This is a genomic window from Faecalibacterium hominis (ex Afrizal et al. 2022) (genome assembly GCF_049545105.1).
In the GTDB taxonomy this organism is placed as follows: Bacteria; Bacillota; Clostridia; order Oscillospirales; family Ruminococcaceae; genus Faecalibacterium; species Faecalibacterium duncaniae.
In genome coordinates, this window is the sequence record NZ_CP186860.1 from 2,436,247 (window position 1) to 2,459,953 (window position 23,707).

Consider the following 23,707-nt stretch of genomic DNA (forward strand, 5'->3'; position numbering starts at 1 on the left):
CGTTTATAGCATTTTTTACCGGAAATTGCAAGGCCCTGGGCACAGAATTAACAGGAGTTTCACACAGAAGCTCACTGGTTGGGGTCCAGGCCGCGCACATGGGTCTCGCTGGTCTTGACCAGATTCAGCAGGCTGGGGGTGTACAGCGGGTATTCCCGGGTCAGGCTCTCGGTGGTCATGGCAAGGCAGGAGGGGTCTTTCACGCCCTCGGCACCGTTCAGGTCCTCACCGGCCAGCAGGTCCTCCACGTTGCTCTCGCTCATCCGCATCACGGCATCGGAGTAGCCGGGCCAGCGGCGGGCCTCCACGCTGAACAGGCTCTGGGCGTTGTGGGGTTCGGCGGAATAGAGCAGGCGGAATATCTTGGCCACGGCCATCATCAGGTAGGTGCTGACCTCGGTGGTCAGGGCCTTGCTGTGGCACTCGGCGATCTTGGCATACAGCACGTTCAGGCTGTTGGAGATCAGCTTTTTGTTCATGGTGGGCAGAACGCTGCCATGGTAGACATTGTCCTTCATCTTATCGGGGTTGGGCAGGTCATCGGCGTTCAGCATCATGCCGTTGCGCTCAGCCGAGCGGCCCAGCAGGTAATCGCAGGACACATTATAGTAATCCGCTACCCGGACAACAAAGTCCAGACCGCACTCGCGGATGCCTTTTTCGTAGTGGGAGAGCAGTGCCTGGGACACCCCAAGGTCCTCCGCGGCCTGCTTCTGGGTGATGCCGCGCTCCTTGCGCAGCAGCTTGATGATACGGTTGAATTCCATGATTTTGGACTCCTCAGTAGTGGAAATTGAACTTCTTTGAGTTTTGGTTTACAACATGTTGATTATACACAGTGGAAAACCAAAAGTAAAGCAAGAAAAGTGACGGAAATTCTCGTCATTTTTCGTCATTTTTGTCAAAAGGCTTGCCCCGGATACCATATCTATGCTAAACTAAAGACAATCAACGCATATTTTGTGGCGCACGGCCCGGGCAGGATGCCCGCTGCCGGTGCGAAATTTTACAGCAAAGAGGAACTCTTTGCCAGATAGAGGTGTTTTTTCCATGAAAACGTTCAAACTTCATCTCATCCGCCACGGCATGACGGCCGGCAACCTGCAGGGCCTGTACATCGGCAGCGGTACGGACATCCCCCTGTGTGATGAGGGCCGAGCCCAGCTGAAGGAGCTGAAGGAGCGGTTCGAGTATCCGCAGGTGGACACGGTGTTCTCCTCCCCGTTGGTGCGCGCTGTGGAGACAGCGAACATTCTGTTCCCCAATGCAGGCCACCAGTTCACGGTACACGACCTGCGGGAAGCGGGCTTCGGCGTGTTTGAGAACCGCCCCGTGAAGGAGCTGGTCAAGGAGGAGGATTTCAAAAAGTGGATCACCCCCGGCTCCGGCTTTGTGCCCGAGGGAGCAGAGCCCACCGAGCAGTTCCACGCCCGCTGCGCCGAGACCCTGCTCAAGCTGTTTGAGTATATGATCCGGATGGATGTGACCGAGGCTGCCTGCGTGACCCACGGCGGTGTGATCATGAGTATGCTGAGCCAGCGCGCGCTGCCCTCCCGCCACCCGGAACAGTGGATGGCCGACCCCGGCTGCGGCTATACCGTCCAGACCGACGTGCAGCTCTGGATGCGCGACCGTCTGGTGGAGGCCATCGACATCGTCCCCTTTGGCTACGCCGATACCCTGCGCGGGCAGGCAGAAGCCGAGGAAAACGAGGCATTTGAGTAAGAATCTTTGCCGCGCCGCCCTGAAAATATCCAAAACACGTAAAAACGCGGAAGAACAGGTAAAATTCCGGGCAAATCTCTTGACAGAAAGCCAGGAATTTACTATTGTATAAAGAGAACTTATTTTCCCGTTAGGAGGAATCCCCGATGTCACAATCCCTGTCCCGCCGCTCGTTCCTGAAATATGCCGGTTCCGGCGCAGTCAGTCTGGCTGCTGCCCTGCTCACCGGTGTTTCGGGCGCGGCTCTGGCCCCCTGCTATGAGGGCGAACCTGCTCTGTTGGACGGCAAGGCGGCAGTGGAGCTGCTGGGCTATGCGCCTGCCCCGGAGCTGGACAGCACGCTGGTCTATCTGTCGGTGGAGAACCTCTCGGCCCGGCCGCTGGCTGTGGGGGCCAGCTACCTGCAGAGCCGCGGCCTGGACAGCAGGAATGCCCTGTACAGCCTGGGCACCGGCCTGACTGCCCTGTGTGATGGCAGACAGGTGCGGGTGGGCAGCTTTGCAGCTCCCCTCTACGGTGAGAATGCGGCAGATGCCTCTGCCTTTACCCTGAATCTTTCCGCAGGGCGGGGGGCGATGCTCCACTGCTTCTGCGAGACCCCGGCGGACTGGCAGACGCTGGAACTGATCTATCAGCCTGACTTTGCCGCAGGCCAGACCGTCCATTTTGTGGTACGCCGAGATGCCGATGAAGTTCATCTGGGTGCGGTGCCTGCCACCCTTGCCGAGGTGGGCAGCGTGGTCGATCTGTAAATAGCATAGCGTAAAAAGAGACGGTTCTGCATCGGATTGCAGGACCGTCTCTTTTGCTTATAACAGGCTTTCCCCGGTGGAGTTCTGCACGGTGAGCTCCTGCCCGGTCAGGCTGGACACCAGCGCCAGATAGCTGCGGCCTGCCGTCAGGGTCAGGGGGCGGCCGTTGGAATCATACAGGAAGAAGGTGGTCTCGCTACCCTGCGTCCAGGTGATGTTCCACAGGTGGCCCTCGTTGAGCCAGACACCGCCGCCCATGGTCAGGTCGTAATCCAGCGTCACACCATCGTCACGCAGGGTGGATGCACTGAACAGGATGAGCAGGTTGTCGAAATCTGCCTGCTGGCCGTTGTTGGCATCCAGCTGCGGTGTGCCGTCTGCGTGGAGCATCCGGTAGGTCTTGCTGTCGGCATCGTAGGTGAAGCCGGTGGCGTTCTGCGCATCAAACTGGACCCGGACACTCATTGCGTCCGAAGCATCTGCGTCGGGCAGCTTGCCGCTTTCCTGCATGGGCAGCAGATTGGGCACGGAGAGGAGGGTTCCGCTCTCGCTGTCGGAGCTGCTGGAAGAGGTGTCTGTGACGCGGGATTCTGTCAGGGCCGGGGAGATGTTCAGGCTGCCCAGCACACCCGAAAGTGCTGCACCGCTGGTATGCCACAGCGGGACATTCTGCCAATTGGTCTCACAGGAAAAGGCATTGGTACCCACCTCCAGTGCGTCTACCGCGCGCAGAGAGTAGTAATCAAGGTAGTTCTGGTCAAACTGTCCGCCGCCCCGCTGCACCGGCAGTACCTGCTGGCCCACCAGCAGCCGCCAGTAAAGGTCCTGCCCGGCAGAAACAGGCCCGACCTGCGGCACAGCCCCCACGGCAGGGTAGACCAGGCAGAGCCTGGTGGCCTGCTGCTGTGCGGTCAGGGCTTCCAGCACCAGCGAGGCTGTGGAAAGCCCCCACTGAGTGGTGCTGGCGGCTGCGTTGTCAATGGTGATGGCGACCGGCCGCTGGCCCGGCCAGACAAGCTCCTGCCCGGTGAGCGGGTCAGTGGGACTTTCGGCGGGCTGGGAGCTGGGGCTGAGCGCACAGCCTGTCAGCAGTGCGGCGCTGAGCGCAAAACAGAGCAAAGCGCGCATCCAAAAGCGTTTCATCGGTTTCCCTCTTCTGCCCCGGAGGGCGGGTGATTTAGTAGCTGAAATTGCTCCACTCATCATTGTCCACCAGTGCCAGATAGGTCTTGCCCCGGTTCAGGGTCATCTCCTCGCCGGTTTCGGTGTAGAGCTTGAGCGGATGGGTGGGATGCGGCTTCTCCCAGCGGCCCACCTGCACGCCGCCCCGTGTGAAGAGGTACGCCTGCCCACCGGCCACATAGTTGACCGACTGGACATCGTGAGAATCGCCCGCATAGGCGGCGATATCGGCAAAGCAGACCACCACGTTGTCAAAGGTCAGCTGCTTGCCGGTCAGCTCGTCCACCGTGTTCTCATAGGCTTTTTTGGAGCGGTTGTACATTTCCAGCTTGTAGCTGCGGCCCCAGCTGTTGTAGCTCAGGCGGGTCCTGTAGCTCTCGGAGTGGGTGATGCTGATGGTTTTGGCCGCAGGAGCACCGGGAAGGTCATTGGAGGCCGCGGTGCGGTAGTCAGCAAAGTGGAAGAAAGGCGTTTCGTTGGCGTAGGTCAGGCCGATGCCGGCATTACCGGCTGCCTGTCTGATCTCCTTGCCGGAGGTGAACTCGGTGTGTTCATAGGCTACGTTGCGGCCGCGGTTGTCACGGTGGGCAACGTGGGGGTGGACCGGCGTGTTGAAGTAACTCTTGCCGCCGATGTTCAGGCCGGAGTAATCGTATACATTGATGAACTGGGTGCAGAAAATGCTCTCGCCATCGTGGTAATAGAGGGCCTGATGGGGCATGAGCAGCTGCAGGAACTGGTCGCGGCCGGAGCGCAGCGGCCCGACCTCCGGGATGGTGTCTGCATCCCGGAACACGGCACACAGGCGGGTGATGCCGCCCTCCACCTTGCTCTCGATGAGCAGGTCTGCCGAGCCGATGCCGCGCTGGGGGCGTGCGTTCTGCTTTTCGGAATTGGCGATGTTGTTGACCATCACACCCACCATCCGGCCGGTGCTCTTGCGGGCTTCGCCGGTCAGAGGGTCAGCGTCGTAGGCAGGCAGAAGGCTGAACGCAGAGCTTGCGGCTTCGCTGGACGCTGCCGAGGAGGCGGCTGCTTCACCAGCTGCGGCCTCACCGGCTGCGACCACAGAGGATGCAGCGGCCTCAGAAGAAGTGGAAGAGGATGCCGCCGAGCCGCAGAACAGGCTCTTCATCCAGTCGGGCAGGTCACCGCCCAGAATGGCACTGCCGGGGCTTGCAGAGCAGCCGGTGAGCGCCAGCAGCGCCGCCGTCAGCCCGGAATAGCGAAGTACGGACCGTCGAGAAATTTTCATGGAAAAAGCCCTCCTATCGGATCGGCTTGCCCGGCGCGGAAGTGCGCCCGGCAGGTCGGTTGCAGTTTTGTAATGAACTGCTTTGATTGTACTGGTTCTTGCTCGGTTTGTAAAGGGGCAGTTCGTGGCAAAATCTGCCCGATGACGGCTTTGGGAAAGTTTTTTGTGCAGAAAGCTTGCTTTTTGCCCGGGAGTATGGTAATATTATTCGGCGGTATCGTGTTATACTGCGCTTTATAATGTATGCGCTCGTAGCTCAGCCGGTAGAGCATCTGACTTTTAATCAGAGGGCCAGGGATTCGAGTTCCCTCGAGCGCACCAAAATCCCACGAAGAATCGTAAGATTCCTCGTGGGATTTTCCTTTTTCTGGGGCTCTGCACACTTTTGCACACTTTTTGCACACCGGCGGGAAAGCCGTGTTTTTCCTTGCATTGTCTGCATTCTGTGCATCGTGAGCGTTTTTTCCATACTTTTTTCAGGCGAACAGCAGGCGGGTGAACTCACGCCGCTGCTCGGGGTTCATCTGTCGGACAACTTTCAGCAGCCCTTCCGGGGTGATCTGGATGCTGTCCGGCAGATTTTCTTTTACCGGCACAGAGCCGGATTTGGGGGAGCTGATGTCCTGTGAATAGAAGTCTGCTTCCAGCTTCTCAGCCAGCTCCAACCGGGGCTTGTCCTGCGTGTGGGCGTAGGTGTCCATCAGGATGCCCGTGGTGGCGTGGCCGGTGTTGCCCTGCACGGCCTTGATGTTGCCGCCGGATTCAATCAACTGGTAAGTGGCACTGGAGTGGCGCAGACCGTGGAACACGATCTTCTCAAACTCCGGGTGCTCTGCACGCCAAGTGCGGTACCATTTAGAAAGGGCTTCCGGGGCAACAGGCATACCGTTGGGCAGGCGGAAGAGCTGGCCACAGTTGCGATATCTGCCATCCATGGCAAGCTCGTCCTGACGGAGCTTTTCCAGCCAAGCCAGCAGTTCCTCTTTCAAGGGTCTCGTCAGATAAAGGGTGCGGCTGGATTTCTTGGTTTTCGGCTTCTTCAGCACCAGTGCGGAGCTGCTGCCCTCACGCTGGTCGGGGAAGATGTGGTAGATCTGATTCGGGTCGGTCTTTTCCAGTGCAGCCTTTTCGGTGCGCTGTAAGCTCCTGCCGACCGTGATGGTCCCACGTCCATCCGCTGCATCGAAGTCGATGTCTCCCGGCTGCAAGCCAAGGATCTCTCCGACACGCAGCGAGAGAATCATGCTCAGATGAACAGCAAGGTGGAGCGTAGGGTCGGTCATGGTCTGCAACGCAGCAAGCATGGTCTTTTCGTCCCAGATGGCACGTTCTTCCGAGGTCGATTTCGGGGCTTCTCTCGGAATCGGTGACTTGAGGAGCAGACCCCACTCAACGGCATAGGAAAAAGCAGTCTTGAGCATGGCGTGGACTTCCCGGATGGAAGCACCCGTCAGAAACTGCCGCTTCTGTTTGTCGGTGAGCGTTTGCTTAACACCCTGTTTATACAGTCCGCGCGGTGTCCGGCTCAGCGTGGCGTAAAACTGTTCGAGGTCATACGTCTGAACCTTCTGAATCTGCTTCTTGCCGAGATAGGGCACGACAAGATTCTGAATCATGGCTACCGTGTGGGTGTAGGTTTTGGGTGCCCACTTGTGCTTGCTGGACTGGATGGGGAGCCACTTGTACAGCATTTCCGCTACCGTCATTGCATCGGGTATGAGGAACGTACCGTCCAAGAGTTCTTTCTCTACCGAGATCTTGCGGTCTTGCGCTTCCTTCTTGGTTTTGAAACTCTCCCAGCCTTCACAGATCCGGCCAGCATGGTCTTTGTATTTGAAACGAACGGAGTAGGAATCTCCGCGCCTGAGAATAGATGCCATAGATGTTCCCTCCCTCAGACCGCTGCAAACCAATCGTCAAAGCTCTGCTTGCTTACCCGGATGCTGGTACCGAGGCGGATCACCTTGAAGTCTTTCGTGGTGTTGCACAGATTGTACGCAGCACGGTTGGAGATCGCCAACAGTTGGGCGATCTCCTCCACCCGGTAAACGAGCGGGGCGTGTCGGACGGTTTTGCTGGTCTGGTCAGAAGGTTCTACGGCAGGGGTTTCGGACAATTTCATTGTAGGGGATTCGGGCGCGATTTTCAAGTCCTCACGGGTCAGTTTAGCGGAATTTTTGCGGACATTCGTCATAGGCATGTCTCCTTTGCACTTCTCCAGACCCGGCGCAGCTCCGATTGAGCTGCAACCATTATGGGCTGGTAAATATGTAAGGGCCTGCCGCTCCTGACCCGAAGCAGCAGCCCCAAAAAAGTGCGAGAACTTGAATTTACGCGCCCCACGCGCCCCAAACCACACAAAAGTACCTTCCTGTGTTGATTTTATGGGGCGCATGGCTGGGATGGACGCGCCCTTTTGGGGCGCATCTTGGTTTCTCTCCCGCCCCGAAGGGCGTGTTGCTGCCCTGTATCCGCCCGGAAAGGGCAGATACGCGCCCTAAGAAAACAGCGATAACAAGTCGAAACCACTGATTTGGGGCGCGTAGGGCGCGAGAATTTCACTTTTCGTGTGTTTTATGCCGCAGCAAAGGCGGGGTGGACGCATACGCCCCGGAAGCCGCGGTACTTTCCCTCGATGTGCTTGGAGAAGGTAAGGCCATACTTCCCCGCATTTTTCAGCAGGAACTGGCTGAACTTCTTTTGCGGAACAGGTGATTCCAGATTATCCTCGCACCACTTGGTGTAGGCGCGGTAGAGATAGGTGGAGCGTTCCTCGGTGTCGGGCTTGAAGCGGACATACGCACTGGCCTGCATGAACTGGGTCAGGTTATCGCTGTCCGCCATGGCTGCTTCGAGGTTCTGGATGGAGCGCTCGCTGATGGTGAACTGATAGCGGTTCGCCAGCAGACGGTGCAGCCCCTCCAGCATCCACAGCAGGATGCCGGGACGCTCCTCGGACAACTCTTCGATGAGGAACGGGTTATCCACCCGGGCAGGGTCACGGTCTTTCACCGTGATGAGGATCTGTCTGCGCCAGAAGCCGTCGCTGTCATCGTGAGCAGCCACAAGGTTGCCATTGCCGAAGCAGATGAAACGAACGTACAGCAGACCTTGGACAGCCTGCTTGTTCTTCCGCTCGATGCACAGGCGATCCTCGGCGGTGACGATGGACTTGATGTTCCGTGTTTCGGGCAAAGCCACCATGTTCAGGTCGTCATCGACCATGACCAGCTTGTACTCCAGATTTGCACTGGCAAAGCGGTTCGTTTCGATGCGGAGGATGGATTCGGAGTGAGAGGCTTCCCCGAACAGCTTCTTCAGCAGCAAGCCGATGCGGGATTTTCCCTCGCCGCCCTTGCCGGTCATGACCAGCATCTTCTGCGCCTTGGTAGACGGGATCAGAAGATAGCCGAGATATTCCTGCAAGGTCAGAATGTCCTCCGGGATCAGCAGACCGTCCAGAAATTCCAGCCACTTGGTCGGTGCGGGGGCATCGGGCTGGTATTCCACGGGGAGCCGGTTCAGGCAGAGTTCCTTTTCCGGCACAAAGCCCCGCTCGTCCAGAAAGTAGGTTCCGTTCTGGAGATGGATGCGGTCAAGCTGGGGTTTCCATTCAGGGGTATAGGTTTCGATACGGAGTGCGTCCAGAACCTGCTTCTCCTTCTTGGCAAGGTTGTCGAGCACAAAGTCACGGAGGTCGCTGTGGACTTCGTAGAGCAGTGCGTCCTCGTCCACCTCGCCGTTCTGGTCGAACAGCTTCTGTTTCAGGCACATCATGGGGTGTTTCTCTAAAAGGTATTGGCAGTAAGCGGTTTCACGCACTTTGCCCTTGCTGTCTACCCAAGGGCATTCGCATTCTTCCTCTTCTTCCAGTTCGTCCTCATCACGCCAATCTTCGTTCCTCTTTTTCCAGTCGCTCATGCAATCCCTCCCAATACTTCCGTAGCTCATTTTCGGTCTGCGGGTCCGGGAGCACCGAACAGTCCAGATAATATTCAACGATGTCAAGGTTCTTTATCGCTTCAAGAAAGCAGGGGTGAAGTTCTTCTGTGGGTGACTGCGGTGCGTATCGGACCCGCCAACGCTGCAGACAGCGGTAATAGTCCAGCAGCTGCTGCCGGACGGTGGGCGGTCTGCGGGGAGCAAGCCGCACCTTGCCATCGGCAAGTGCCATGCCGAAATCGTTCTTCAACTTTTCCACAGCCTTGTAGGGAGAAAGTTGAAAAAGTCTGCCGACAAAATCGATCACATCGCCATCTGCCTGACAGGCGAAACAGTGGAAACGGCTGTCCACCTTCATGCTGGGGTGTTTATCCCCGTGGAAGGGGCAGCACATCATGCCGTTCCGGTTTACGGCGAAGCCGTATAGCTCCGCTGCCTGCCGGGTCGAGATGGCGTTCTTTACGTCCGAAAAGACAGAGGTGCTACCCTCCGTCCCAATGGGTGGGGTACAGGCGAAAGGACGAAGCCCGGTGAGGGGCGTGGGTGAGGTTGGGTTTATTCACACATCGATCCGTCAGAGTGTTGTTCATTTGACCTCCTGCTGCGGTACAGCGTGGCCGCGCTCTTCCTTGCGGAAGAAGGCTTCCACGTTCTGTTGTGCGGTGCGGAGTTCACGCAGTTCGATCTGCGCTTTCTTGTAGCGGGTGTAGAACCCGTTTTTCTCCGAGGAAAGGGTCTGATATTCGACATCCAGCTTTTTGAGATCTGGCAGCGTCCTGAGCCCGTTGGCCTTGAAATAGGCGCAAGCGGCCTCGTACACAGCAAACTCTGCACGGTGCTGCTCCTTGAACTTGGCGGGGTTCCGCACAGTCTGGAGCCTCTGTGCAAGAGGCTTGTACTGCCGATAGACCACAAGATGCCCGCGCAGCTCCTTGAGGGAGACCATGCGGGCATCCAAGTCTTTGACCACCGCCAGTGCATCGTCGTGCTGGGTTTTCAGTTCGGCAATGCGCTGGTGCAGGGCATCTTCGCTGAGCAGCTTTTTCTCCTGCAGGAGACACAAGGTCTGCGACCAGCGTTTGAGGTTGAACTTTTTCGCCCAACGCTCATAGCCGATGCCCTTGCCCGCAGCAACGTTCGCCTGAATGTCAACCAGTTTCCTGATCTTATCCGGCTTCTTCTCGCTGCTGGGCTGGATGATGGCGGCAAGCTGGATGTTCTGGGAGAGGGCGGTCAGCACCTGTTCCTTTTCCAGCTTCTTGCTCAGTTTCTTGGCGGTGATGAACTTTGTCCGGCCGGGCGGGCAGTAGCTCAACCGGCCTCGGCTCTCCTTCACGGCGATGCCGTGTTCCTGCATGAGCAATGCAGAAAATTCCTCGAAGGTGGTGGTCTTGTTCAGCACGGAGTAGATCTGCTTTCGCAGCTTGTCCAGTTCGGTCTGGTAGACGGTCTGGGTGGGCTGCTGCCCTTCGGCGGCAAGTTTGGCGTTGGCATGGTCGAGACGGCGTTGTCCGCGCCGCTGCGCCCAATACTCCCGCTCGGAAACATGGTCGCCTTGGGCTTCCAGTAAATTGATCTGGTTCAGGTCGGCTTGCTCGCACATCTCCATGACTGCGACACGAAGGTGCCGGAGCATGGCAGAAGTGCAGCGGTGCTTCTTGCCCGCTTCCCAGTCGCACGGCTTGTCCATGAAGGGCTGCCGTTCCACAGTGCGGACACGCAAGCTGCCGATGACGATGTGGACGTGGATGTTCCCGGCACTGTTGTGACCGTCCGGGTGGGTGCAGACGATGGCGGGATGACCGGGGAAGTTGTCCTTGCAGAACTGCAAGCCAAGGGCTTGCGCCCGTTCCATGGTCAGACCGTTCTCTACTGCGTCCTTCGGGTCGAAGCTGATGATATAATGGTGGGTCTTCACGTCCTCCCGCCCGCCGTTCTTGCCGTACTTGCGGTTGGCAATCAGGCAGGCCATAGCGAACGAGGATTCGCCGCATTCAAGGGTGTCGAGCAGGTACGAATCCCGCAGCTTGGGTCTGCCCTTCTCGTCCAGAATGGGCAGACCGGTGTATTCGTTGTGCTGAAAGGTGAGATAGCTTTCGGCGGCGGCATAGTTAGAGTTCTTCGAGCTTAAATGCTTGATGGTTGCCATACAGTTCACCAACCGTTTCTTCGGCTTTCAGCCGAAAGTTCGTGAGTGCGGACAGTTCCTCCAGAATTTGCGCCCGGAGCTGCTCGGTGTCTTTGCCGCCGGAGTTGAAGTGCCGTGCAAGCTGGTTGAGGTTGCTGCCCACCTTGCTGCACAGGGCAGACAAGGCGGCAAGCGCCGCCAGTGCATCCTCGCCGCCCTGCGCCACCACAACGGTGTGCTTGACGTTCACGCCGTACAGGACGCGGCGGACCAGTTCGGATTGGGTGAGGTGGAGTTCTTTGCAGGCGTATGCGATCCGCAGTTTTTCTTCTGCGGTCACCCTGACTTTGATGATGTGTGTCTTTCGTTTTCGCGGCGTGTCATTGCGGTTCTTCTTTGCGTGTACATTCGGACTTTTCATTTCAGCCATATTCGACCTCCTGTGAAAATGATAAATGCCCGCTCCGGGATGGAGAAGGCTATGTAATGCGACACGCCGCATTCGCACCAACGGTGCGAAGCTAGAGCAGGGTTTGGGGCAGGCACGCCCCAACAAGGATGAGACTGAGTGGACAGCAATTTTTCAAGCATTGAAAATTTGTGGCCACAGGTCGATACTTGCTTTCGCCCTTTCCGTGCAACACTGAAAATTTCAGAAGTCGAACCGCAATGCACGTTGAAAATTTTGCAGAGCAAAACGTGTGAAAAGGAAAAGCCCCTGCTCATGGTCACCGTTCACACCGAACGCAGTTCCTGCCCCTGTTTTGCAGCGGCGTTGTCCGGCTCGCCCACAGAAAGTGTGAGGTCATGGCGCAGTATCTCGTTCAGACGGCTTATGTAAGATTCAAGGTACAGTATGAAGAAAGCCGGACGCAGTGCGGACACTACAACCTGCTTCTTTCAAGCACAAGAATAACACTTTGCGGTTGTGTAGTCAACAACCAAAAATAAATTTTGGAAGATTGAACAACTACATAAGATTTTATTTGTGAAAAAGAAAAATACCGCCCATGCAGCGCAGCGATGGATTTTGTCGGGTGAATCGGCGGCAAAATGAATCGGGTGTGTTGCGGGGCGGTAAAAATCTTCATGGGGAATAAATCCTCGCCGCTCTGTACTTTTCTACAAAATTGGTGGGATTTGCGATAAAGGGTATCACGGATTGCGGCGAGCGTCAAGATGGTTTTGCAAATTTTATTGCAGTAAAGCAGTGATAGTAGGACTTATATTTAACACACGGCAAGAAACAATTTCCGTTTCGCACATTGTAATGTTCGCAGAAAAAACTTATAATGCTTTTGAACCTGTAGGACACACAAAACGCGGAAAAGAGAGGGAATCATGAGAAAACTGTTCCTTTTGGAAGATGATCTGAGCCTGATCAGTGGGCTGACTTTTGCATTCAAGAAACAGGGCTTTGCACTGGATACAGCCCGGACGCTGGCAGAAGCCGAGGTGCTGTGGTCAGACAGAAAATATGACCTGCTGGTGCTGGATGTTTCTCTGCCGGATGGCTCTGGCTTCGATTTCTGCCAGAAGGTGCGGCGCACATCCAACGTGCCGATTCTGTTCCTGACTGCTTCGGATGAGGAAATGAATATCATCATGGGACTGGAACTGGGCGGGGATGATTACCTGACCAAGCCGTTCAAGCTGGGTGTCCTGTTGTCGCGGGTCAATGCACTGCTTCGCCGTGCAAATGCGTCCAGCGCAGGAGAACCCGTACTGGAATCGGGCAGCATCACCGTTCGGCTGTTGCAGGGGCAGACATACAAAAACGGAGCATTGCTGGAACTGACCGGCGCAGAGTACAAGCTGCTCTGCTTCTTTATGCAGCATCCGAATGCCGTGCTATCCAAGGAACAAATTCTGGATGCACTGTGGGACTGCGATGGGGATTACATTGACAGCAGTGCCTTAACAGTGTACATCCGGCGGCTGCGGATGAAGATCGAGGACGACCCCGGCAAACCGCAGATGTTGCTGACTGTCCGCGGCATGGGCTATAAATGGAATGGGTAAAGGTGCCGTATGAAAGTATTCGCAAACCAGGAGATCCGAAATTTGTTCCAAGCCGTGCTGGCGGTCTGGGCGGTGGCATTGGCTCTCACGCAGGGCATCGTATGGCATACGACGCATGTGTTTTCTTTCGTGTTACTGTTAGTTTTTCTTCTGCTGGGCGGCTGTCTCTGGGGTGTGCTTTTTCGCTATTTCCAAAGGCAGAGCGCGCTTCTGGAACAGGCAGTCCAGCAAATCCAAAGCTGTCTGGATGGCAACCCGGATGCACGACTGGGCTGCGACCGGGAGGGAGAACTTTACCGTCTGTTTCACTCCGTTAATGCATTGGCGGCAGTTCTGAGCGCACACGCAGACAACGAGCAACGGGAGAAGCGTTTTTTGAAAAATACCATTGCAGATATTTCGCACCAGCTCAAAACACCGCTGGCGGCGTTGAATATCTACAACGGTCTGCTTCAGGACGAAGCTGTTTCGCCGTCGGAGGTCAAAGAGTTTGCAGACCTGTCCGAACAGGAGTTGGACCGCATCGAAACGCTGGTGCAGAATCTGCTCAAAATCACCCGGCTGGATGCCGGTTCGGTCGTCTTGGAGAAGAAAAACGAAAATGTTGCTGAAATGGTGCAGGATATCGCGCGGCAGTATAGCTATCGTGCAGAGCAGGAACAGAAAAAGCTTGTTCTGTCCGGCTCAGAGGCGGTTACACTTTGGTGCGACCGTGACTGGATGCAGGAAGCTGTGGACAATCTTGTAAAGAATGCCCTTGACCACACAAAGAGCGGAGATACGATTCAGGTAGAGTGGAATGCACTGCCGTCCATGGTTCAGATCAAAGTGCGCGACAACGGCAGCGGTATCCACCCGGAAGATTTGTACCATATCTTCAAACGGTTTTATCGCAGCCGCTTTTCACAGGATACACAGGGCATCGGGCTGGGTCTTCCGTTGGCAAAAGCCGTTGTGGAAGCCCATCACGGCACCATTGAAGTAGACAGCGAGCTGGGAAAGGGCACGACCTTTACTCTGAATTTTCCGATTCCTACAAAATTGTAGGCTGCGTGTAGGCTTGCAGTAAGGTTGACGTGTTATCCTTTTCTGCACAGACAGAGATAATCCGTCTGAATCGAAGGAACCTGCAAAGTGAGGGATACACTATGGAACTATTAGAAGTCAACCATCTCTGCAAGACCTACGGCAGCGGAGAAACTGCTGTCCATGCGCTGAAAGATGTTAGCTTTTCAGTGCCGAAAGGCGAATATGTGGCGGTCGTTGGCGAATCCGGCTCCGGCAAAAGCACCCTGCTCAATCTGATTGGCGGACTGGATACGCCGACTTCCGGCAAGGTGCTGATTGATGGCAAGGATGTTTTTGCCATGAAAGACCGGGAGCTGACGATCTTCCGCCGCCGCAATATCGGTTTTATCTTTCAGGCATTCAACCTCATCCCGGAACTGACCGTAGAACAGAACATCCTGTTCCCGGTGCTGCTGGACTACCAAAAGCCGGACAGGGCATATCTGGAAGAGCTGCTGACCGTGCTGAATCTGAAAGACCGTCGAAAGCATCTGCCAAGCCAGCTTTCCGGTGGGCAGCAGCAACGGGTAGCCATCGGCCGCGCCCTGATGACCCGCCCTTCCCTGATTTTGGCGGATGAGCCGACCGGCAATCTGGACACCCAGAACAGCAGCGAGGTCATTGCCCTGCTAAAAGAAACATCCCGGAAATACGAGCAGACCATCCTGATGATCACCCACAACCGCAGCATTGCGCAGACGGCAGACCGGGTGTTGCAGGTATCGGACGGCTGCCTGACCGATTTTGGGAGGTGCCGGGAATGAGAAGTACAGAAATGAAAAGCTATCTGAGCCTGATCCCGATTTCTGCCAAGGTACGCAGACGGCAGAACCGCATGACGATTTTGTGCATCGTCCTTGCGGTGTTTCTGGTCACGGCGGTGTTCAGTATGGCAGATATGGCGATTCGTATGGAAACCTCAAACCAGCTGAACAAAAACGGAAACTGGCATATCATGGTAAAGGACATCTCCCCTGAAACAGCCGCAGAGCTTGCCGCACAGGAGGATGTTGCTGCATTTTCGGCGTATAGCGACATCAACGCTTCCCTTACGGAAAACTACTTTGCCGGAGATAAACGTGCCGCACTGGTAGGAGCAGATGATGCGATCCTTCAAATCTTTCCGGGAATGCAGTGTAGCACTGCCCCGGCGGATGGCGAAGTGCTCGTGACAGCAAACATCCGGGATTGGCTGGATGTCACGGTCGGTACAGCGATTCCGCTGACGCTCCCGGATGGACAGACCATTTCGCTTACTGTCGCAGGTTTCAATGAGGATACCTCCGATGCGAACCAGTATGATGCTGTTGTGCTGGTGATGAACCGCAGTACATTTTCTCAGATTGCCGCACAGGGAGAAGAATCCTTTGAAACACAGTATTTCATCCAGTTCAAGCCACGTACCAATTTGCGGCAGTCCATTGTGAACATCGAAAACAAGTACGGAATTTCAGAAGAAAAAATCTCCGAAAATACTTACCTGATGGCGTTGAACGCAAGCAGCAACAACGATTATATTGTAGGCTTATATGCGGTAGCGGCTGTGTTGGCTGGCATGGTCGTCCTTGCCGGAATTTTTATGATCACAGGCAGCATCAACAGCAATGTAGCTCAGCGTACCAGCTATTATGGAATGCTGCGCTGTCTTGGGGCAGAAAAAAATCAGGTTCGGATGCTTGTCCGGCTGGAAGCTCTTTTCTGGTGTAAAACTGCTGTTCCAGCAGGATGTGCGCTGGGAATCGTTTCCACATGGGGATTGTGTTCCTTTCTGCGTGGATTTATCGGCGAGGAGTTCAGCTCTTTACCAGTGCTTGGCATCAGCCCGGTCGGTATTATCTGTGGTTCCGCGCTGGGACTTATCACGGTTTGGTTCGCGGCATCTTCTCCGGCACGGCGGGCGGCAAAAGCTTCTCCGATCACAGCAGCAACTGGGAATGCGGTGGAGAATGCAGCGGATTCTCCGTGTCATGCTCGGTTGTTTGGAAGTCGTGCAGAGCTTTCTTTGGGCGTGAGTCATGCAACCTCGTCCAAAAAGAACTTGCTTCTGATGACAGGTTCCTTTGCGTTAAGCATTCTCCTGTTTTTGAGCTTTTCGGTTTTGCTTCGATGGGTTGGATTTGCGCTGAATCCGTTGCAGTCCTATGCACCGGACTTATCGGTGGCTGAAACATCCGGGCAAAATGTCCTTGACCCGGTGCTGGTGGAGCAGCTGGAAGCTCTGCCGGAAGTCAAACACGCATTCGGGCGGATGTATTGCCCCCTCCCGGCGGAATATCAGGGAAAACAGGGGTCCATCGACCTGATTTCATACGATACGATACAGTTTGGCTGGGCGAAAAAAGACCTGATTGGCGGAACCCTTCCGCAGGAGCCGGAGGATGGCACATATCCTGTGCTGACGGTATTCGACAAAAGCAACTCCCTGACCGTGGGTGATACCATCCAGCTGGAGGATGCAAAGCTCACAGTCGTGGGTGTATTGAACGACAGCCCGTTCAGTAGTACCGATTCCCCGATTGTTATCTGCACCGAAGAAACCTTCCATCAGCTGACCGGGCAAAACCGCTATGCGGTGATCGATATTCAACTAAAAGATACCACAGCAGACGCAGCCATTGCACAAATACACACCCTGCTGAGCGACACGTTAAACAAGCAGGTTGTTTTTTCCAATCGAATCGAAGGAAATCGGATGATACAAAGCACCTACTGGGCGTTCCATCTGGTGGTCTATGCGTTTCTCATCGTGATTGCAGGAATCACCATTCTGAACATCATCAACAGCATTTCCATGAGCGTGTCGGCACGAATGAAGCAGTATGGCATCCTGCGTGCCATCGGGATGGATGATGCACAGCTGAAACGCATGATCTCTGCCGAAGCTGGCACCTATGCGGTGTCTGGTCTTGTGGTGGGCATTGCACTGGGTCTTGTGCTGAACCGGATGCTGTATACCCGGCTCATCACCCATTATTTCGGTGCAGCGTGGCAGGTGCCGTGGGGCTGTCTTGCCGTGATTGTCGCAGTCGTGCTGGCGGCTGTGGTGCTGGCAGTATATACCCCGGTCAGGCGAATCCTCATGCAGCCCATTACTGCAACCATCAGTGAATTATAAGCCAGAACAACAGATGCCCACCAGCTTATGGCGAAAACCATAGGTCGGTGGGCATCGTGTTCTTTATAAGGGCTTAATCTTCCGGTCTGCCGTGGTCACAGCCAAGGGAAAGATAATGCTCCGTCCCTCCACCCAGCACAAGCTGAGCGTACTCCAAGGGCTTGTTGTAGAGCAGCCAGTCCAGCTCTGCCCGCTGTGCCGGAGTGTTGCCGTACTCATCCTCGACGGCGATGCAGTCGATGGCAAGGGTGGTGTATGACGTTTGCAAACATTGCAATGGCCAAACCCCTTTAGCATATAATATGATTGAGTGCTTTTAAATTTAAGCACTTGAACTTACGTCCTTTTGTGGTATAATAAAGCTAGAGGATAGCGGCATTGACCAGCTATCGGTGGCGATGAAGCAGTGGACTGGTTCGGTATCAGCCGATTGTGGAGCCAGACCGTGGGTTGAGCGATAACCACAAGCCGAATAGATTCGATGAATCGAAAGAAAACGCTTAATAGGAGCCTTGCCTTTCGGCAGGGCTTCTATTTTTTTGAGGGAAGGTGAAAATGTGCAGGACGAACAGCAAGATATTTTGTATCGGGCAGCAGAAGTCTGGAAAGAACTGACTGAGTACCACTATGTTTTCACCTACGGCTATAAGGGTGAACTGCACGAGATCAAGCTGACATTTTCACCAGAGGACTTCCCTCACCTTGCTGGGTTCCACTACCTGAAAGATATTGCCCTTCCCCGGTATAGCCCGCGCAAAACAGTGGATATGATTCTATCCGGCAAGATCACCTACGACAAGGTAAAGAAGGGTACACTCTATCAGGAGTATGTGAAACCGCGTCTGCTGGCACTGGTGCGGTTGAAAGAAATACTGGAACAGGAGTTTGATTTGTTTTCCTATATGCCCCAGTTCTATCCGTTCGTGACCAAAATCAAAGCGGACTACCTGATTTCCAGCCAGATCGAACCAACTGCCTTTGTGTTCATTATCCGGGAATCTCCCTCCGGCAATGCGGTATGTGACTTTCTGTGTTGTTCTGCTTTTGAAGAAAGCGGCCGTGACTACCGTGCAAACCAACGTTCTCGAACGCTCCTGAAGAAAGAGCGTGTACATATCGAAACGCAAGACACGGTGGTTCTGTATGACCGCTTGCCGAAAAATCTCGATTAACAAAACGATGCCCACTCACTCATGGAAAAACCATGGGCGGGTGGGCATCACTTGTTACCCTTCTGTCAGAGCAGAAATGGTAGGTTGTCCATTTGGCATAAAATGATAGATGGGACAAGATTCAAAGAACTTCTGTGATTCTTCAGGTAGCTTATCAAAGTGAATTTTAGCCGCAACAGGATTATCTAATAGTAGATATGCACCAACGTAAATAGACTCATTGTCTTGGGCTACTTCAATAAGAGAAAGAATTTCGGCTTGTTCAGTCGAAGTCAATATGCGAGAGCGTTTGACGGACTGAAGATAGTTGAGAATAGCAATCGGATGCTCTGTATATGGATCAGAATCCTTAATCCAAAGCGCGAGGGTAGTCGCAGTGGATAGTAGCTCAATGCGACTATTTTTACTTTCATCGTATGCTTTAAGCATTTCAAGAAGAAGTGCATTGAGCGAATGAGAATAATCTTCGGAAAAAGGAACGTGCTGAACGGCATCAAGTAGCGCGTTATAGTCGATATTGCAGTACTTCAACATTGCATCTTTATTTAACATGACGAAGTGAGTGGATGGATATTCTTTATCATTTTTGTCAAACTCGCGATATATCAGTGGTACATAGTTAAAATCATAGATGTTATGGTATTCACTATTTTCTTCAGTCGGAACAACCCATAAAAGAAGTTCTAGATTAGCAATATGGCAGCTTCGAAGAAGCGATTGGCTTGAACACATCTTGATTGGTTCTTTGTCGATTAGTGCAGCTCTCAAGATGCTAAGATTAGTATTGTCTGTGACAGAAAGGGAAGAACAGTCGAGGTCGGCTGTTGCATGAACTGCCTCTAGCGTCTTTTTCACATCTAGAAGAAAGGAAAGCTTTTTTTGAAGTGTAGGAAGATTGGCACAATCAGCTTCACTGAAAGCGATTTTTCCACCATTGATTTCATAGTGATGGGCAGAAAGGGCAGCAACCATAAACTCTGCATCTTTGATACGCTCTGATAGTGTTCCGGATAAAGTAAAATTGAATTTTGTAGGCAAGGATTGCGCTGTACTGAAACTCATCTGTATTCCCTTACCAAAACGAATGACCGTAGATGATTTAGAACGTGTGACAGTATAACTCTCAAAATAAACTTTAGAATCAATGCTGATAGGAGCATCTCGTGTAAACGAAAATAACTCAATACGGTCAAGATGAGCAATGGGCAGTTCGACTTTTTGAGGGAGAACAGCATAAATGTAAGTTTCGTGGTCAAAAAAATAATCAAGGGGCAAATCGTAATGTTTTGCTGCACTAGTAGAATAGCCTAGAGAAATAGTGTTGGTGGGTAAGTCTGAATCGAAGGATAAGAGCGCGCTATTGATAGCGGCGCGTTGCCTATTCATGTGATGCGCGAAATTAAGGAAGATATCATCGATATCTTCTTTTTTGGTCGGAAAAACTTTTAATTCAATGCTTTTGCATTTAGAGAAATCTCCTTTATAGTCCTTGAGCATTTTTTTGAGGTCGAACGGAAGAAGTCCAACATAGTATATAGTATAATGCTCATCTTCCTTATCGAAATACACGACAAAAAAGATGGTTCCTCCAACATAAAGATAGTTTCTTAAATCAGAATATTGGATAGAATACTTTATGCTCTTTTTCTTTAGATTTGGTTTAATATGACCTTTGACCTGAACAGGTACTTTTAAAATCAAGTCAGCTTTTGCATGAACGTGGCCGGACTTTTTATAGACTTCTACATCTCCATCCCATGAGGGCTCTTTATCATTGGAATTGATGTGAGAAACCAAGTGACCCGTTTTGCTTATGGCAAGTTCAACATGATTTGTAGCAATCTTTTCAGAATCCATATTAGACCTCCAGATAAGGTGATTGCAGAAATATGCATGAGAGTGCAGTTTCTTGTTTGTACTGATTATACACCTAAAATCAGAAAAATTAACAAAACATCTGAAAAATCTTGAAATTGTGATAGTCTTGACAAAAACTGAATTTATGGAAGATAATGGAATAGGTCTGCTATCGGTAGCGAGTTGAGCAGAAATAAAAGGGGCATCTACAACACCGTGGTGCTGTCCGATGTCCCTTGTGACTGATTTTATCGTTGTCCGCCAACCTCAGGCTCCTATGTCCTGCATCGCTTTCGGGTTTTATCGCTGCCCGCCAGCCTCAAGCCCTTACGTCTTGCATCAGATCGGATTTTAGGTGTCAGCCACACCAGCGGAGTGACGTCCGCTCTCCTGTTTATAGTATATTCAATTGGTACTCAAATGGCAATGGCCTTTCGAAGTAATCAATCTTCCAGTCTGCCATGGTCGCAGCCAAGCGACAGATAACGCTCTATCTCTCCACCCAGCACAAGCTGGGCGTACTCCAAGGGCTTATTATACAGCAGCCAGTCCAGCTCTGCCCGCTGTGCCGGGGTGCTGCCGTACTCGTCCTCCACGGCGATGCAGTCGATGGCAAGAGTGGTGCCATCCTCGAACCGGGCTTCCACCCGGTTGCTGTCCATATTGAAGCGGCAGGAAAGCAGTTTGTTCATGGTGAACCTCATTTCTATATCAAACGGTGTCTGTTCGGATGTCCTAAACCCTGCCATAAAACCGGTGATTGATTTGTCCATTGGGCTTTGTTTTGCCCGTCTGCACATTTTTGCACACTTTTTGCACACCTGAATATCTGGATAACGGTTGCAAAGCATTACACTGTATGCAGACAATGCGGTGTGTGCAAAGGCGTGTTTTGCGATGATACGATAAAAATAACGCTTCTTCGAACTTTTGAAATTTGACGAATGATGCGCCTTGGATTCTTTTAATCAGAGGGCCAGGGATTCGAGTTCCCTCAGACAATCAGGCTCCGGGTGGTGGCTTTGAACGACAACACGGTTTGCGGAGCAAAGTGATAGACCATCTGACAGAGATTTTCAAGCATTGAAAATCATGGTGATAAAGTGGATTTTTGTTACAAATCAATAAAAATGTTGAGGAAAACATCCTTCTGTGGTAAAATAATTAGAAAGATGCTGCGAAATCGCGGAGGGAAGATCTGTGCTGTATGCACCGGCTCCATAAACGCCTTGCAGGCGCAGCCAACAGTTCCATAGAAATCATCATTGCTTGGAGTTTTGCAGATGCGTAAGAGACTGTTTGTTAGAAACTGGATCCGAAGGCTTCTAAGGTATCTTTGTATTCCGGTTGGGTTCTTCCTGGTCGTGGTTCCTCTGTATAGCCTGATGATCCGCCAGACGATCCAGGCGCAGTCCTCCAGTGCGATGGAAATGCTGGCAATCGGCACCACCCAGTTTGAACGCTGCCTGAGCAATATCCGCAGCACGACGAACAAATTGTTCAGCGAAACGGAGTATACTCTGCTTGCCAGCAGTTATGACAACAGTATTCTGGGAGATTATCAGACACTGACGAGAGCCAGCAAATCGTTACAGGATAAGACCTACGATTCCTCTGTGATCACATACAGCTATATTACATTTGAGCGGAATGGCATCATATTGGATGACCGGAGCGCGTATGAAAGCCATAGCAATTTTTACCCGGGAGCACTTGAATATGAGGATGTGTCTCAGGAGGAATGGGATGCACAGAATCAGATCGATGTAACGACGATAAAGCCCGCTCATGTTGTCAAACTGATGCATTCCAGCTATGGCAATTCGTATGTCACAGTATATCAGCCCTATGTGAACACGGCGGGCCGTCTCTGCGGCGCAATGACGGTACTGATCAAGGAAAAAGATGTCGTTTCGATGTTTCTTTCGCAGCAGCAATGGCGCAAGGAAGGGCTTTTTTGCCTGATTTCCGATGACGGAACGATCCTGGCGGGAAACAACTATGACGGAACGACACTTTCCCTGGCGAGTGATGATACGGGTTGGGAGACCTATCAGGGAAAGCGCTATCTGATGGCAACGCGATATGTGGCATCTCTGAATGCAACGGCGGTCATTGGAATGCCGCCGTCACTCTATGAAGCCGGTCTGTTGGCAGTACAGCGTGCAATTTGTCTGTATCTGATCGTGGGCGTTCTGGGCTGTGTATTGATCAGCGTCTGCATGACACTGGAGGATATGAACAGCCTGCGTCCGATGCTGGATACGCTGGACGAATCGGATCTGGCATCACGGAAAGTGCTGAATGAGATCTTTCTCCGAAATGTGAACAGTCAGCATAAACTGGCACAGGAACTGGAGCATTCACGCAGCGAGCTGGAACATGGCAAAATGGAAATTTTGCTGCGTACAGGGTCTGTAAGTCAGGAATCCCTTCAGCAGCTGACGGATGCGGTGCAGCTGAAAGCCTATAACTTCCTGCTGCTGATCCCATCTCTTCAGGAAAACGCCGAGTGCTCACTGAAAGAAGAGCTGCGTACTGTGGTGGTGTCAGAGCAGATACGTCAAATTTACGGGCAGAGATTTTATGTACAGGCAACGGCAGATGACCTGATCCTGGTGATCCTGACGCAGGAAACGGATGAAGCAGAGGAACTGCGGGAAATGTGTTTCCGCACAGAGCAGCTGTATGATGCGCTGCATCTGACAACTCCGCTGATATTGAGCGATCCTTTTGAGAAAATGGAGCAGCTGTCAGACATTTACTGGAAGGCCCGCAACGTAGCGGCCTATGCAGATCCGACACAGAAGATCTGCTATTTGGGGAACGGCAGTGCGCAGCGCGGTACCACGGTCAATGCAACCAATGCAGCGCGGCTTCGGGAATATCTGCTTTCCGGATGCACGGAAGAGGCGGTTTCGCTTCTGAGTGAACTGTTCCCGGTGGATAATCTGGACCCGGAAAACTTTAAGCAGGATTTTTACACGGCAGGCGGCATTCTGCTGAACACGGCGGAAAGGGTATGCTGTCCGGATATCGCCTATCTGTGCAGTTATGACTCTAAACTGACTGCCCGCCAGATGCTGAGCCGGTTGCAGGACTGCTGTGTGGAGATCTGCAGCCATGTGCAATTCTTGAAGCATAGCCACAATGATGCGCTTCAAAAGAATATTCTGGACTGGCTGGCACAGAATTTCCAGAATCCGGAGATCAATGCGGCGATGACGGCAGAGCAGTTCAAGATCTCGAAAAAGTATCTTTCGCAATTCCTGAAGGAGCAGACCGGAAAGAGCTATACAGAGTATGTGGAAGAATTGCGTCTGGATCATGCAATGCAGCTGCTGAGAACGACAGATCTGAATATTACGGATATTGCAGAACAGTGCGGCTTCTCCACGGCGAATACATTCTATAAGGCATTCCGGCGGAAGTATCAGCTCTCGCCTTCTGCAGTTCGCAAAGGAGACAACTGATTTCAGCGCAGAAAAA

The 23,707-nt window shown here is 53.0% G+C and carries 20 protein-coding genes and 1 tRNA gene; 9 read left to right on the forward strand and 12 right to left on the reverse strand.

The window, feature by feature from the left end:
* Positions 1–71: 71 nt before the first annotated feature.
* Positions 72–767, reverse strand: a complete 696-nt coding sequence (locus tag ACKXGA_RS11760) for a helix-turn-helix domain-containing protein (protein WP_423729557.1) — start codon at positions 765–767, stop codon at positions 72–74.
* Between the two features lie 283 nt (positions 768–1,050).
* On the opposite strand from ACKXGA_RS11760, the gene ACKXGA_RS11765 reads away from it, so the two are divergent.
* Together ACKXGA_RS11765 and ACKXGA_RS11770 are read left to right on the forward strand one after the other, a co-directional pair.
* The gene (locus ACKXGA_RS11765) at positions 1,051–1,725 is read left to right on the forward strand and encodes a histidine phosphatase family protein (RefSeq protein WP_423729558.1); all 675 of its coding nucleotides are present in this window, start codon (positions 1,051–1,053) and stop codon (positions 1,723–1,725) included.
* Between the two features lie 146 nt (positions 1,726–1,871).
* Positions 1,872–2,477, forward strand: coding sequence for a twin-arginine translocation signal domain-containing protein (locus ACKXGA_RS11770; RefSeq protein ID WP_097770080.1), 606 nt, complete (start codon positions 1,872–1,874; stop codon positions 2,475–2,477).
* Positions 2,478–2,534: 57 nt separating this feature from the next.
* Here the strand turns inward: ACKXGA_RS11770 and ACKXGA_RS11775 are convergent, their stop codons facing one another.
* Positions 2,535–3,620: a DUF3048 C-terminal domain-containing protein gene (locus ACKXGA_RS11775; protein ID WP_423729559.1), complete on the reverse strand. Its 1,086-nt coding sequence runs from the start codon at positions 3,618–3,620 to the stop codon at positions 2,535–2,537.
* Between the two features lie 34 nt (positions 3,621–3,654).
* Positions 3,655–4,914: a DUF3048 domain-containing protein gene (locus ACKXGA_RS11780; RefSeq protein ID WP_423729560.1), complete on the reverse strand. Its 1,260-nt coding sequence runs from the start codon at positions 4,912–4,914 to the stop codon at positions 3,655–3,657.
* Positions 4,915–5,159: 245 nt separating this feature from the next.
* Between ACKXGA_RS11780 and ACKXGA_RS11785 the strand changes: the two genes are divergently transcribed.
* Positions 5,160–5,235, forward strand: a tRNA-Lys gene (locus ACKXGA_RS11785).
* 155 nt (positions 5,236–5,390) lie between these two features.
* Here ACKXGA_RS11785 and ACKXGA_RS11790 read toward each other — a convergent pair.
* The 6 genes from ACKXGA_RS11790 to ACKXGA_RS11815 form a co-directional block, all read right to left on the reverse strand.
* Positions 5,391–6,794 (reverse strand): site-specific integrase, encoded by a 1,404-nt coding sequence (locus ACKXGA_RS11790; RefSeq protein ID WP_112143829.1) that lies wholly within the window; start codon positions 6,792–6,794, stop codon positions 5,391–5,393.
* A gap of 14 nt (positions 6,795–6,808) precedes the next feature.
* On the reverse strand, positions 6,809–7,114 hold the full coding sequence (locus ACKXGA_RS11795) for a helix-turn-helix domain-containing protein (protein ID WP_006735272.1): 306 nt from the start codon (positions 7,112–7,114) through the stop codon (positions 6,809–6,811).
* Positions 7,115–7,488: 374 nt separating this feature from the next.
* On the reverse strand, positions 7,489–8,835 hold the full coding sequence (locus ACKXGA_RS11800) for a DNA primase family protein (protein ID WP_112092014.1): 1,347 nt from the start codon (positions 8,833–8,835) through the stop codon (positions 7,489–7,491).
* The gene (locus tag ACKXGA_RS11805) at positions 8,798–9,253 is read right to left on the reverse strand and encodes a CHC2 zinc finger domain-containing protein (RefSeq protein ID WP_005937055.1); all 456 of its coding nucleotides are present in this window, start codon (positions 9,251–9,253) and stop codon (positions 8,798–8,800) included. The genes ACKXGA_RS11800 and ACKXGA_RS11805 overlap by 38 nt, the downstream gene beginning before the upstream one ends.
* A gap of 189 nt (positions 9,254–9,442) precedes the next feature.
* Positions 9,443–11,005, reverse strand: a complete 1,563-nt coding sequence (locus tag ACKXGA_RS11810) for a relaxase/mobilization nuclease domain-containing protein (RefSeq protein ID WP_423729561.1) — start codon at positions 11,003–11,005, stop codon at positions 9,443–9,445.
* On the reverse strand, positions 10,968–11,414 hold the full coding sequence (locus ACKXGA_RS11815; RefSeq protein ID WP_423729562.1) for a plasmid mobilization protein: 447 nt from the start codon (positions 11,412–11,414) through the stop codon (positions 10,968–10,970). Before ACKXGA_RS11815 ends, ACKXGA_RS11810 begins: the two co-directional genes overlap by 38 nt.
* A gap of 911 nt (positions 11,415–12,325) precedes the next feature.
* Between ACKXGA_RS11815 and ACKXGA_RS11820 the strand changes: the two genes are divergently transcribed.
* From ACKXGA_RS11820 to ACKXGA_RS11835, 4 genes are all read left to right on the forward strand, one after another.
* The gene (locus ACKXGA_RS11820) at positions 12,326–13,006 is read left to right on the forward strand and encodes a response regulator transcription factor (RefSeq protein WP_154256068.1); all 681 of its coding nucleotides are present in this window, start codon (positions 12,326–12,328) and stop codon (positions 13,004–13,006) included.
* 9 nt (positions 13,007–13,015) lie between these two features.
* Positions 13,016–14,053, forward strand: a complete 1,038-nt coding sequence (locus tag ACKXGA_RS11825) for a sensor histidine kinase (protein ID WP_154256069.1) — start codon at positions 13,016–13,018, stop codon at positions 14,051–14,053.
* A 101-nt stretch (positions 14,054–14,154) separates the two neighbouring features.
* Entirely contained in the window at positions 14,155–14,838 is a 684-nt protein-coding gene (locus ACKXGA_RS11830; RefSeq protein ID WP_097793055.1) for an ABC transporter ATP-binding protein, read from the forward strand.
* The gene (locus tag ACKXGA_RS11835; protein ID WP_154256070.1) at positions 14,835–17,189 is read left to right on the forward strand and encodes an ABC transporter permease; all 2,355 of its coding nucleotides are present in this window, start codon (positions 14,835–14,837) and stop codon (positions 17,187–17,189) included. Before ACKXGA_RS11830 ends, ACKXGA_RS11835 begins: the two co-directional genes overlap by 4 nt.
* Positions 17,190–17,262: 73 nt before the next feature.
* On the opposite strand, the gene ACKXGA_RS11840 is transcribed toward ACKXGA_RS11835, so the two are convergent.
* On the reverse strand, positions 17,263–17,466 hold the full coding sequence (locus ACKXGA_RS11840) for a DUF6061 family protein (RefSeq protein ID WP_097780445.1): 204 nt from the start codon (positions 17,464–17,466) through the stop codon (positions 17,263–17,265).
* A 280-nt stretch (positions 17,467–17,746) separates the two neighbouring features.
* On the opposite strand from ACKXGA_RS11840, the gene ACKXGA_RS11845 reads away from it, so the two are divergent.
* Positions 17,747–18,361, forward strand: coding sequence for a PBECR4 domain-containing protein (locus ACKXGA_RS11845; protein ID WP_242958688.1), 615 nt, complete (start codon positions 17,747–17,749; stop codon positions 18,359–18,361).
* Between the two features lie 54 nt (positions 18,362–18,415).
* Here ACKXGA_RS11845 and ACKXGA_RS11850 read toward each other — a convergent pair whose 3' ends face one another.
* Together ACKXGA_RS11850 and ACKXGA_RS11855 are read right to left on the reverse strand one after the other, a co-directional pair.
* Positions 18,416–20,218, reverse strand: a complete 1,803-nt coding sequence (locus ACKXGA_RS11850) for a DUF4365 domain-containing protein (protein WP_113991776.1) — start codon at positions 20,216–20,218, stop codon at positions 18,416–18,418.
* Positions 20,219–20,661: 443 nt separating this feature from the next.
* A complete protein-coding gene (locus ACKXGA_RS11855; protein WP_423729563.1) occupies positions 20,662–20,910 on the reverse strand; it encodes a DUF6061 family protein in 249 nt (82 codons plus the stop codon).
* 672 nt (positions 20,911–21,582) lie between these two features.
* On the opposite strand from ACKXGA_RS11855, the gene ACKXGA_RS11860 reads away from it, so the two are divergent.
* Positions 21,583–23,691, forward strand: a complete 2,109-nt coding sequence (locus ACKXGA_RS11860) for an AraC family transcriptional regulator (RefSeq protein ID WP_423729564.1) — start codon at positions 21,583–21,585, stop codon at positions 23,689–23,691.
* The last annotated feature ends 16 nt before the right edge of the window (positions 23,692–23,707 follow it).

Bases quoted from the DNA above. Each gene is read 5' to 3' on its own strand.
- ACKXGA_RS11760 (WP_423729557.1), bottom strand. From the start codon at position 767: ATGGAATTCAACCGTATCATCAAGCTGCTGCGCAAGGAGCGCGGCATC.
- ACKXGA_RS11765 (WP_423729558.1), top strand. From the start codon at position 1,051: ATGAAAACGTTCAAACTTCATCTCATCCGCCACGGCATGACGGCCGGC.
- ACKXGA_RS11770 (WP_097770080.1), top strand. From the start codon at position 1,872: ATGTCACAATCCCTGTCCCGCCGCTCGTTCCTGAAATATGCCGGTTCC.
- ACKXGA_RS11775 (WP_423729559.1), bottom strand. From the start codon at position 3,620: ATGAAACGCTTTTGGATGCGCGCTTTGCTCTGTTTTGCGCTCAGCGCC.
- ACKXGA_RS11780 (WP_423729560.1), bottom strand. From the start codon at position 4,914: ATGAAAATTTCTCGACGGTCCGTACTTCGCTATTCCGGGCTGACGGCG.
- ACKXGA_RS11790 (WP_112143829.1), bottom strand. From the start codon at position 6,794: ATGGCATCTATTCTCAGGCGCGGAGATTCCTACTCCGTTCGTTTCAAA.
- ACKXGA_RS11795 (WP_006735272.1), bottom strand. From the start codon at position 7,114: ATGCCTATGACGAATGTCCGCAAAAATTCCGCTAAACTGACCCGTGAG.
- ACKXGA_RS11800 (WP_112092014.1), bottom strand. From the start codon at position 8,835: ATGAGCGACTGGAAAAAGAGGAACGAAGATTGGCGTGATGAGGACGAA.
- ACKXGA_RS11805 (WP_005937055.1), bottom strand. From the start codon at position 9,253: ATGATGTGCTGCCCCTTCCACGGGGATAAACACCCCAGCATGAAGGTG.
- ACKXGA_RS11810 (WP_423729561.1), bottom strand. From the start codon at position 11,005: ATGGCAACCATCAAGCATTTAAGCTCGAAGAACTCTAACTATGCCGCC.
- ACKXGA_RS11815 (WP_423729562.1), bottom strand. From the start codon at position 11,414: ATGGCTGAAATGAAAAGTCCGAATGTACACGCAAAGAAGAACCGCAAT.
- ACKXGA_RS11820 (WP_154256068.1), top strand. From the start codon at position 12,326: ATGAGAAAACTGTTCCTTTTGGAAGATGATCTGAGCCTGATCAGTGGG.
- ACKXGA_RS11825 (WP_154256069.1), top strand. From the start codon at position 13,016: ATGAAAGTATTCGCAAACCAGGAGATCCGAAATTTGTTCCAAGCCGTG.
- ACKXGA_RS11830 (WP_097793055.1), top strand. From the start codon at position 14,155: ATGGAACTATTAGAAGTCAACCATCTCTGCAAGACCTACGGCAGCGGA.
- ACKXGA_RS11835 (WP_154256070.1), top strand. From the start codon at position 14,835: ATGAGAAGTACAGAAATGAAAAGCTATCTGAGCCTGATCCCGATTTCT.
- ACKXGA_RS11850 (WP_113991776.1), bottom strand. From the start codon at position 20,218: ATGGATTCTGAAAAGATTGCTACAAATCATGTTGAACTTGCCATAAGC.
- ACKXGA_RS11855 (WP_423729563.1), bottom strand. From the start codon at position 20,910: ATGAACAAACTGCTTTCCTGCCGCTTCAATATGGACAGCAACCGGGTG.